The organism is Halomonas halmophila, assembly GCF_006540005.1.
Lineage (GTDB): Bacteria > Pseudomonadota > Gammaproteobacteria > Pseudomonadales > Halomonadaceae > Halomonas > Halomonas halmophila.
Genome location: NZ_BJOC01000038.1, coordinates 26,365 through 34,576, shown reverse-complemented (window position 1 = coordinate 34,576; position 8,212 = coordinate 26,365). Strand labels below are relative to the sequence as shown.

The following is an 8,212-nucleotide window of genomic DNA, read 5'->3' as shown; positions in this document are numbered from 1 at the left end:
CTGAATGTGACAAAATGCCAGCAGACCACCGCTGGACTCACTTATACGCCGTGAAGAGGGGAGCATCATGTATCGCCTGCGTCGCTTTGCGGTTCGCCATGCCCATGCCTTCGAGCGTTTGTATGCCGGCTTCGAGGTCGTGCTCAAGTGGTCGGCACCACTGCTCGAACGCATCGGCTATCAACGGCTCGAGGCGCCGGTGGCCTGGCTGGAAAAGCACATCAAGGGCCTGTTGTTCGACTGCCAGATGTGCGGCCACTGCGTGCTCAGTTCCACCGGCATGTCGTGTCCCATGAACTGCCCCAAGCGCTTGCGCAATGGGCCCTGTGGCGGAGTGCGTGACGATGGTGGTTGCGAGGTCAAGCCGGAGATGCGCTGTGTCTGGCTGGATGCCTGGGAAGGCAGCGAGCGGATGAAACATGGCGATCGCATCGAGGTGGTGCAGCTGCCGGTGGATGACAGCATGGAAGGTAGCTCGTCCTGGCTCAGAGTGGCGCGTGGCGAGCATGGTGCAGGAGGGGCCCATGAAGTTCGATGATGAACCGGTACCCGGGTATTCGCTACCCGTGTTGCCCGGCCATGTGTCACCCGGCCGGCTGGAACGGGTGCTGCGTGCCGGGCGTTTTGCCGTGACCACCGAGATCAGCCCGCCGGACTCCGCCGACCCGGCGGAGGTGCTGCAGCGAGCCGCGATCTTCGATGGGTATGTCGATGCCATCAATGCCACCGATGGCTCCGGCGCCAACTGCCACATGTCCAGTGTCGGCGTGTGTTCGCTGCTGACCCGGGTCGGCTACGCCACCATCCTGCAGATGTCGTGCCGCGACCGGAATCGCATCGCCATGCAGGGGGAAATTCTCGGCGGTGCGGCCATGGGTTCCTGCAATCTGCTGTGCCTGAGCGGTGACGGCGTCCAGGCCGGCGATCATCCGCATGCCCGGCCGGTCTTCGACCTCGACTCACTGTCGTTGCTCAACATCGCCAAGGGCATGCGCGACGGCGGTCATTTCGAGAGTGGCCGGGTGATCGAGAGCCCGCCGCGCCTCTTCCTGGGCGCCGCCGAGAACCCCTTCGTGCCGCCCCGGCATGTACGCGCCCAGCGGCTGGCCAAGAAGGTGGCGGCCGGTGCCAACTTCATTCAGACCCAGTACTGCTTCGACACGGCGGCATTGCGCGACTTCATGGCCGAGATCGGCGACATGGGCCTGCTCGAGGGGCCCGATCGGGTGCATGTGCTGGTCGGCATGGGGCCGTTGGGGTCGGCACGCAGCGCGCGCTGGATCCGCGAACATGTCCCGGGCGTGCATATCCCGGACCATGTCATCAAGCGCCTGGAGGGCGCCCGGGATCAGCGCGAGGAGGGCACCCGACTGTGTCGCGACATTCTTCAGGAGGTGCGCGAGATCGAGGGGGTCAGCGGGGCCCACCTCATGGCCTATCGGCAGGAAGGCAAGGTGGCGCGCATCATCGAGGAAACCGGTGTGCTCGAAGGGCGTGTGCCCTGGTACCCGGGGCGCGACAACCCCGCCGAACTCAATCCCGAGGCCGCCAGCGCCGTGGGGCCGGCGGCCACCGGGTCCGGCTGGTAGCCCTTACTGGCCGGGCAGCGGGAAGTCGCGCAGCGTCAAGCCTTCGCCCGGCGCCGCGACGATTTCCCAGCCCCGCTCGGGCTGCCAGTCACCCAGCACATAGCGTCGCGCCGGCCGGCCATCGACTTCCAGCTCGTGGACATCGGGGCGGTGGGTGTGACCGTGAATCAGGGTCGTCACGCCATGCTGCTGCAGGCTGGCGACTACCTCGTCGGGCGTCACGTCCATGATGTCCTCGGCCTTGTTGGAATTGGCCTCGCCGGACTGGTCCCGCAACTGCCGGGCCAGTTCGATGCGCTCACCGATCGGCATGGCCAGCACCTGTGCCTGCCACTCGGCCTGGCGGGACTGCGCGCGAAAGGCCATGTAGGCCTCGTCGCGGGTGCACAGGCTGTCGCCGTGCATCAGCAGGACCCGCTCGTCGCCCAGGGTCACCAGGCTGGGGTCGGGCAGCAGACTGGCGCCGGCTTCCCGGGCAAAGCGTTCACCGAGCAGAAAGTCGCGGTTGCCGTGCATCAGGTAGATGGCCGTGCCCTGGTCGGCGAGACGCTTGAGTGCCTCGGCAATACGCCGGGCGAGCGGTGCATTGCCGGTCGGGTCGGCATCTCCCAGGTCCAGCAGGTCGTCGCCGATCCAGGCCTCGAAGAAATCGCCCAGGATATAGAGCGCCTCGGCGCCTGTGGCGCGCTCGTCCAGCCAATTCAAGAAACCTTGGGTAATCGCTGGTGCACCGGGATGCAGGTGCAGATCGGAAATCAGCAGGGTGGCCATGTCAGCGTCCGTTGTTGCCGGAGGGTGAGCGGGGAGGGAGACGGCGGCCGTCTCCCGGCGGTCGAGCGACAGGGTCAGCTCGCCGCGTCCTGCAGGCGCGCCGTCTTGAGGATCACGTCCTCGGCGGGCACATCGGCATGCATGCCGCGGCGCGTGGTTTCGACGTTCTTGATGCGCTCGACGACCTCCATGCCCTCGACCACTTCGGCGAACACGCAGTAGCCCCAGCCCTGCAGGTTCTTGCCGCGATGGTTGAGAAAGTCGTTGTCGGCCACATTGATGAAGAACTGCGACGTGGCCGAGTGCGGGTCCTGGGTGCGGGCCATGGCCAGGGTGCCGACCCGGTTGTGCAGGCCGTTGTCCGCTTCATTCTCGATGGGGGCGTGGGTCGACTTCTGGTTGAAGTCCAGGTCGAAGCCGCCTCCCTGCACCATGAAGCCGTCGATCACACGGTGAAAGAGGGTGTTGTCGTAGAAGCCTTCACGGACGTACTGTTCAAAGTTGGCCGCGGTCTTCGGGGCTTGCTCGTGATTCAGGGCGATGACGATATCGCCGAAGTTGGTTTCAAGCGTGATCATGACGATTTCCTGTCGATTGGCCGGATGCCTTGGCGCCGTGCATGGGCGTGGCGCTATAATAGCGGTTTTGCGTCGATGCGCGAAGCCGGAACCCACCGGCCACGCTCGACAGGCCCGCGTTCAACCAGAGGTTGCCCAATCAACATGACCGAGACTACCAGCGCGCCGAACTTCATTCGCAACCAGATCCACGAGGAACTCGAGGCTGGCCGGCACGACAGGATCGTCACCCGGTTCCCGCCGCATCCCAACGGTTTTCTGCATATCGGCCATGCCAAGTCGATCTGTCTGAATTTCGGGCTTGCCGAGCAATTCGGTGGCGACTGTAACCTGCGTTTCGATGACACCAACCCGGAGAAGGAAGAGCAGGCCTATATCGACGCCATCAAGGAAGACGTCAACTGGCTGGGCTTCGACTGGGCCGGCGAGGTGCGCTATGCCTCCGACTACTTCGACCAGCTCTATGCCTGGGCACAGCACCTGGTGCGCGAGGGCAAGGCCTATGTCGACGACCTCTCGCCGGACGAAATCCGCGAATACCGCGGCACGCTCACCGAGGCCGGCACGCCGAGCCCCTATCGCGAGCGTAGCGTCGAGGAAAACCTCGATCTGCTGGAGCGCATGCGCGTCGGCGAATTCGCCGAGGGCGAGAAGGTGCTGCGCGCGCGGATCGACATGGCCTCGTCCAACATCAACCTGCGCGACCCGATCCTCTACCGCATTCGTCATGCCAGCCATCACCAGGCCGGCGACAAGTGGAAGATCTATCCGTCGTATGACTTCACCCACGGCCAGTCCGATGCCATCGAAGGTGTCACGCACTCGCTGTGCTCGCTGGAGTTCGAGGACCATCGTCCGCTCTACGACTGGTTCCTCGAGCAACTGCCGGTGCCGTCGCGTCCGCGCCAGATCGAATTCGCGCGCCTCAATCTCAATTACACCCTGACCTCCAAGCGCAAGCTCAAGCTGCTGGTCGACCAGGGCTATGTCGATGGCTGGGACGACCCGCGCATGCCGACCATCTCCGGCATGCGTCGTCGTGGCTACACGCCGGCCTCGGTGCGCAAGTTCTGCGAGATGATCGGCGTCACCCGCGCCGACGGTGGCCTGGTCGACATTGCCATGCTCTACCACGCCATTCGCTCGGATCTCGAGGACAATGCCCCGCGCGCCATGTGCGTGCTCAAGCCGCTCAAGGTGGTGCTGACCAATGTCCCCGAGGAGCACCAGGAGGTCTACGACGTGGCCGGCCATCCCGCCCGCGATGACATGCCGGTGCGCCGCGTGCCCTTCACCCGCGAGATCTACATCGACCAGGACGACTTCATGGAGGAGCCGCCGAAGAAATTCTTCCGTCTCTCGCCGGGCAAGGAAGTCCGCCTGCGTAACAGCTACGTGATTCGCTGCGACGATGTCATCAAGGACGAAGACGGCGAGCTGCAGGAGCTGCATTGCTCCGTGGACTTCGACACCCTCGGCAAGAACCCCGAGGACCGCAAGGTCAAGGGCGTGCTGCACTGGGTCAGCGCCGCTCACGGCGTGCCGCTGGAAGTCCGGCTCTACGACAACCTCTTCCAGGTCGAACAGCCCGACAAGGATCGCGACGTCGACTTCCTCGAGCACCTGAACCCCGAGTCGCTGGTCACCGTGCAGGGCTTCGGCGAGCCGAGCCTGGCCGAGGCGCAGCCGGAGAGTCGCTATCAGTTCGAGCGTGTCGGCTATTTCTGTGCCGACCGGCATGTCAGCACTCCCGGCAGGCTGGTGTTCAACCGTACCGTGGGACTCAAGGACACCTGGGCGAAGATCAAGAAGAAGGGCTGACATGCAGATCTACAACACCCTGACACGCCGCAAGGAAGCCTTCACGCCCCGCGAAGCCGGGCGCGTGAGCATGTACGTGTGCGGCATGACCGTCTATGACTACTGCCACCTGGGCCATGCCCGGGTGATGGTGGCCTTCGACGTCATCACTCGTTACCTGCGTGCCCGGGGCTATGACGTCAACTATGTGCGCAACATCACCGACATCGACGACAAGATCCTCAGGCGTGCCGAGGAGAACGGCGAGAGCATCAACGCGCTCACCGACCGCATGATCGAGGCCATGCACGAAGACGAAGGGCGGCTCGGCGTCCAGCGGCCCGATCATGAGCCGCGCGCCACCCGACATGTCGATGACATCACCGCCATGATCCAGACGCTGATCGACAAGGGCTACGCCTATGCGGCGGACAATGGCGACGTCTACTACCGGGTCCGTCGTTTCGCCGAGTACGGCAAGCTCAACAACCGCGACCCCGACGAGATGCGCGCCGGCGCCCGGGTGGATGTCGAGGAGCACAAGGAAGATCCGCTGGACTTCGTGCTGTGGAAGGCCGCCAAGCCCGGCGAGGCCGAATGGCCATCGCCCTGGGGACCGGGGCGCCCCGGCTGGCATATCGAGTGCTCGGCCATGTCGACCTGCTGCCTGGGGGAAACCTTCGATATCCATGGTGGCGGGCCGGACCTGACCTTCCCGCACCACGAGAACGAGATCGCCCAGAGCGAGGCCGCCACCGGCAAGACCTACGTCAACACCTGGATGCATGCCGGGGCCGTGCGCGTCCAGCACGAGAAGATGTCCAAGTCGTTGGGCAACTTCTTCACCATTCGTGACGTGCTCGAGCATCACGACCCGGAAGTGGTGCGTTACCTGCTGGTGGCCAGCCATTACCGCAGCCCGATCAACTATGCGCCGGACTCCCTGGCCGATGCCCGCAAGTCGCTGGAGCGTTTCTACAACGCCCTGGACGGGGTGGACCTCGAAAACGCCGCGGCGGGGCAGGTAGATGAGCGTTTCGACGCGCGCTTCACCGAGGCCATGGACGACGATTTCAACACCGCCGAGGCGCTCTCGGTGCTGTTCGACCTGGCCCGTGAAGTCAACCGGGCGCGCAGGGAAGCTCCCGAGCAGGCGATGGCCCTGGCCGCGGAACTCAAGCGGCTGGGCGGAGTGCTGGGACTCTTGCAGCAGGTCCCGGCCGACTTCCTCAAGGGCGGAGCCGGCGAGCTGCCGCTCGGCGAGGACGAGATCCAGGCGCGCATCAGCGAGCGTGCCGAGGCCAAGCAGGCGCGTGACTTCGCGCGGGCCGATGCCATCCGCGACGAGCTCGCCGCCCTGGGCATCGTCCTCAAGGACAGCCGCGAAGGCACCTCCTGGGTGTTCGAGGCCCCCGGCGAATGAGCCGGGGCATCAGCCACTGGGTCCCAGGGGAATCTGCCGGGGCCAGTCATCCTCCACGACAAAGACCCGCTGCCAGCCCTTGCCGGGACGGTAGAGCGCCAGCTGGCGTGGTGCGCCGCTGTGCGCGAAGTGTTCTGCCAGGCAGGCGGCCAGCTCATCCAGGCCGAGCAGATGACGGCGGGCAGGAGGGGCCAGCCAGTGAGGCTTGCCCAGCCAGCTGCCCCGGGTCGCGTCGTCCAGCCTAGCGGCGAAGGCCGGCCAGTGTGCCCAGTGCAGCCAGAGCCCACGGTAATGGTCGGAGTGGGCCTGAACGGGGGCGGGCATGGGATCCTCCCAAGGATAGAAGAGCACGCCGGGCATGGCCAGACGCTGCTGCAGACGTCCCTGCCAGGATGGGCCGAGGGCGGTGGCCAGGGCATCCCGGGCATCCGGCGAGTGGGCCAGGGGGAACTGGTGACGTTCCAGGTGGGCCTGCTTGAGGGCTAGGCTGTCCACGCCGTTGGTGCCGATCCAGCGAGTAGGGGCGTTCGGCCTGCCGGGCCCGCTCGGCAGGCCGAGATAGAACTTGATCGCCAGCTCCAGGTGAACCGGTGTGGTATCGCCCAGCCGCTGTTGATAGACCAGATCCAGCTCTCCCCGGGTGCGGCGCCCGCAAGTCACCGCCAGGTTGTGCACCCGCAGGCGGGTCCCCGGTGCCGTCTGCAGCAGGTATTGCCACAGCCGCTCATGGTAGTGACCGAGACGCGAAGCGCCGGGCTCGCCGGTCATGGCCTCCAGCATGGCGGGCGCCTCGGCCTGCCGATCCAGGTAGCCATGCAGGGCCTGTCGGCTCCCCAGGCCCAGCGACTGGAGCGTCGGCCGCCCCGGCCAGGCCAGGGACAGCAGATCCGGGGCGCTCAGCAGCCAGGCCAGGTCACGTACCTGCGGATGCTGCCAGCGTTCGAGAAAATCGGTATCGTAAGGTGGCATGAGGCCTCAGGATGACATCGCCATGGTGTTCCGACAGTCTGGTATGTGGCACTTTATACTTCACCCGACATTCCCGACCAGCAGGTGCTAATGATGAACTCGTCTCTCACGCGTTTTGCCGCCCTGGCGGCCGGTGGCCTGATGGCCCTGTCCATGACGGCTCAGGCCGAAACCCCGAAAGAGGGCGACCCGGTAGTCGTGGCCTCCAAGATCGATACCGAAGGCTCGGTGCTCGGGCAGTTGATCCTGCAGCGCCTGGACAACAACGGCATCGAGGTGGAAAACAGCCTGCAGCTGGGCACCACCAGCATCGTCCGCGAGGCCCTGACCTCCGGCGAGATCGACCTCTACCCCGAGTACACCGGCAATGGCGCTTTCTTCTTCGACATGGCCGACAGCGATGTGTGGAAGAATGCCGAGCAGGCCTATGAGACCGTCAAGGCCAAGGATCGCCAGCAGAATGATCTGGTCTGGCTGACGCCGGCCGACGCCAACAACACCTGGGCCATCAGCCTGAGAGGAGAACTGGCACGCGAGCACGAGCTCAGCAGCCTCGAGGATCTGGCGACCTACCTGGATGACGGCGGTGAGTTCAAGCTGGCGGCCAGCGCCGAGTTCGTCGAGTCGCCCCAGGCGCTGCCGGCCTTCCAGGAGGCCTACGGCTTCGAACTCAGCGACGACCAGCTGCTGGTGCTCTCCGGCGGTAACACCGCTGCCACCATGCGTGCCGCCGCCCAGCAGACCAGTGGCGTCAATGCCGCCATGACCTATGGTACCGATGGGGGCCTCAAGGCACTCGACCTGGTGGTCATGGAAGACACCCTGGGCGTTCAGCCGGTCTACCAGCCGACGCCGGTGGTCCGCGAGGCGGTGCTCGAGACCTATCCCGAGATCAAGAGCCTGCTTGAACCGGTGTTCAAGGCCCTGGACCGCGATACCCTGCAGCGCCTCAACGGCGATGTGGCCGTCAAGGGGCGTGCGCCCGCCGATGTTGCGGCCGACTTCCTCGAGTCGTTGTCCGAGTAATCACGCACGCGTAGAGGCCGGACGTGTCCTTGATGGTCAGCGGCGGAGTGCAATCG

8 protein-coding genes are annotated in these 8,212 nt (G+C 65.3%); 5 read left to right on the top strand and 3 right to left on the bottom strand.

Annotated features, from left to right (window positions below):
- Nucleotides 1-67: 67 nt before the first annotated feature.
- Together HHA01_RS12840 and HHA01_RS12835 are read left to right on the top strand one after the other, a co-directional pair.
- Nucleotides 68-538 (top strand): methylenetetrahydrofolate reductase C-terminal domain-containing protein, encoded by a 471-nt coding sequence (locus HHA01_RS12840; RefSeq protein WP_141321325.1) that lies wholly within the window; start codon nt 68-70, stop codon nt 536-538.
- A complete protein-coding gene (locus tag HHA01_RS12835) occupies nt 525-1,589 on the top strand; it encodes a methylenetetrahydrofolate reductase (RefSeq protein WP_141321323.1) in 1,065 nt (354 codons plus the stop codon). Before HHA01_RS12840 ends, HHA01_RS12835 begins: the two co-directional genes overlap by 14 nt.
- 3 nt (nt 1,590-1,592) lie before the next feature.
- On the opposite strand, the gene HHA01_RS12830 is transcribed toward HHA01_RS12835, so the two are convergent.
- The gene (locus tag HHA01_RS12830) at nt 1,593-2,360 is read right to left on the bottom strand and encodes a UDP-2,3-diacylglucosamine diphosphatase (protein ID WP_141321322.1); all 768 of its coding nucleotides are present in this window, start codon (nt 2,358-2,360) and stop codon (nt 1,593-1,595) included.
- A gap of 74 nt (nt 2,361-2,434) precedes the next feature.
- Nucleotides 2,435-2,938 (bottom strand): peptidylprolyl isomerase, encoded by a 504-nt coding sequence (locus HHA01_RS12825; RefSeq protein WP_141321321.1) that lies wholly within the window; start codon nt 2,936-2,938, stop codon nt 2,435-2,437.
- 144 nt (nt 2,939-3,082) lie between these two features.
- On the opposite strand from HHA01_RS12825, the gene HHA01_RS12820 reads away from it, so the two are divergent.
- Both HHA01_RS12820 and cysS read left to right on the top strand, forming a co-directional pair.
- A complete protein-coding gene (locus tag HHA01_RS12820; RefSeq protein ID WP_141321320.1) occupies nt 3,083-4,759 on the top strand; it encodes a glutamine--tRNA ligase/YqeY domain fusion protein in 1,677 nt (558 codons plus the stop codon).
- A gap of 1 nt (nt 4,760) precedes the next feature.
- Nucleotides 4,761-6,161: a cysteine--tRNA ligase gene (gene cysS, locus HHA01_RS12815; RefSeq protein WP_141321319.1), complete on the top strand. Its 1,401-nt coding sequence runs from the start codon at nt 4,761-4,763 to the stop codon at nt 6,159-6,161.
- 9 nt (nt 6,162-6,170) lie between these two features.
- Here the strand turns inward: cysS and HHA01_RS12810 are convergent, their stop codons facing one another.
- Nucleotides 6,171-7,130 carry a DUF1853 family protein gene (locus HHA01_RS12810; RefSeq protein ID WP_141321317.1) on the bottom strand — a complete coding sequence of 320 codons (960 nt, stop codon included), beginning with the start codon at nt 7,128-7,130 and terminating at the stop codon, nt 6,171-6,173.
- Nucleotides 7,131-7,271: 141 nt separating this feature from the next.
- On the opposite strand from HHA01_RS12810, the gene osmF reads away from it, so the two are divergent.
- Entirely contained in the window at nt 7,272-8,156 is an 885-nt protein-coding gene (gene osmF / locus HHA01_RS12805) for a glycine betaine ABC transporter substrate-binding protein OsmF (RefSeq protein WP_498071601.1), read from the top strand.
- The last annotated feature ends 56 nt before the right edge of the window (nt 8,157-8,212 follow it).

What these genes read in the sequence shown, in the direction of transcription:
- HHA01_RS12840 (WP_141321325.1), top strand. Translation starts at nt 68, where the DNA reads ATGTATCGCCTGCGTCGCTTTGCGGTTCGCCATGCCCATGCCTTCGAG.
- HHA01_RS12835 (WP_141321323.1), top strand. Translation starts at nt 525, where the DNA reads ATGAAGTTCGATGATGAACCGGTACCCGGGTATTCGCTACCCGTGTTG.
- HHA01_RS12830 (WP_141321322.1), bottom strand. Translation starts at nt 2,360, where the DNA reads ATGGCCACCCTGCTGATTTCCGATCTGCACCTGCATCCCGGTGCACCA.
- HHA01_RS12825 (WP_141321321.1), bottom strand. Translation starts at nt 2,938, where the DNA reads ATGATCACGCTTGAAACCAACTTCGGCGATATCGTCATCGCCCTGAAT.
- HHA01_RS12820 (WP_141321320.1), top strand. Translation starts at nt 3,083, where the DNA reads ATGACCGAGACTACCAGCGCGCCGAACTTCATTCGCAACCAGATCCAC.
- cysS (WP_141321319.1), top strand. Translation starts at nt 4,761, where the DNA reads ATGCAGATCTACAACACCCTGACACGCCGCAAGGAAGCCTTCACGCCC.
- HHA01_RS12810 (WP_141321317.1), bottom strand. Translation starts at nt 7,130, where the DNA reads ATGCCACCTTACGATACCGATTTTCTCGAACGCTGGCAGCATCCGCAG.
- osmF (WP_498071601.1), top strand. Translation starts at nt 7,272, where the DNA reads ATGGCCCTGTCCATGACGGCTCAGGCCGAAACCCCGAAAGAGGGCGAC.